Source organism: Parapedobacter sp. SGR-10 (assembly GCF_011030405.1).
GTDB lineage: Bacteria > Bacteroidota > Bacteroidia > Sphingobacteriales > Sphingobacteriaceae > Sphingobacterium.
Map to the genome: position 1 here is coordinate 1 of NZ_JAAJTJ010000068.1, position 773 is coordinate 773.

Annotated in this window: 1 protein-coding gene; it reads left to right on the forward strand. The window is 40.0% G+C overall.

The window, feature by feature from the left end:
* A partial coding sequence (locus G5B00_RS17880) for a hypothetical protein (RefSeq protein WP_205966477.1) occupies positions 1-773 on the forward strand: 773 nt, incomplete at both ends.

Consider the following 773-nt stretch of genomic DNA (forward strand, 5'->3'; position numbering starts at 1 on the left):
TCCAAGACGCAACCGTCAGGTTACTCTCAGCCTTTTAATGAGTATGGCATTACACTAATTGAAGGGATAGTCAACTCTGTAAGGGATGCAGTGAATAATTTAGAAGAAGCAGAAATTGCGTGGGGAATTGCAAAAGCTCCTCAACATGTATTCAATCGAAGATGGATCATGAAGGAAAAGGTAATTAATCCTTTCGGTGAGTATGATCAGGTTTTGATGAGCCCAGGAATAAGTAATAACAATAAAAAAGAACCCGCTGGTCCCACGGATCCAGATGTGTCTTTTATTTCGGTACGAGCACAGAAAGGAAATCGTCCAATTGCGCTTTTGGCAAACTATGCACTGCACTATATAGGAGGTGTGCCTCCGAATGAGGTTTCGGCCGACTACTTTGCGGTATTTGCAGACAAGATTAAAGATCGTCTCGAAGCAGATTATGGAGCATTGCCAGCTTTTGTGGGAATAATGTCTAATGGCACAAGTGGTGATGTCAGTGGAACTGATAGGTCAAAAAGTGGCCCTAGTTATCAGCCTTATGAAAAGATGCAAATTGTAGCAGATGATATTGCGGAAAAAGTATATAATGTATATCAAAATTTGAACTATAAAAAATGGGTGCCTATTAAGGTGCTCACGAAAGAAGTTCAGTTACAGCGTAGAGAAATAAGTTTGGATTTACTAAACTGGGCCAATCGTATTGTCAACTTACCAAGTGGAACTATTGAAGCTCATGCTCGAGAGAAAAATTTTGCAAACCGCGTTATTAAGCTAAA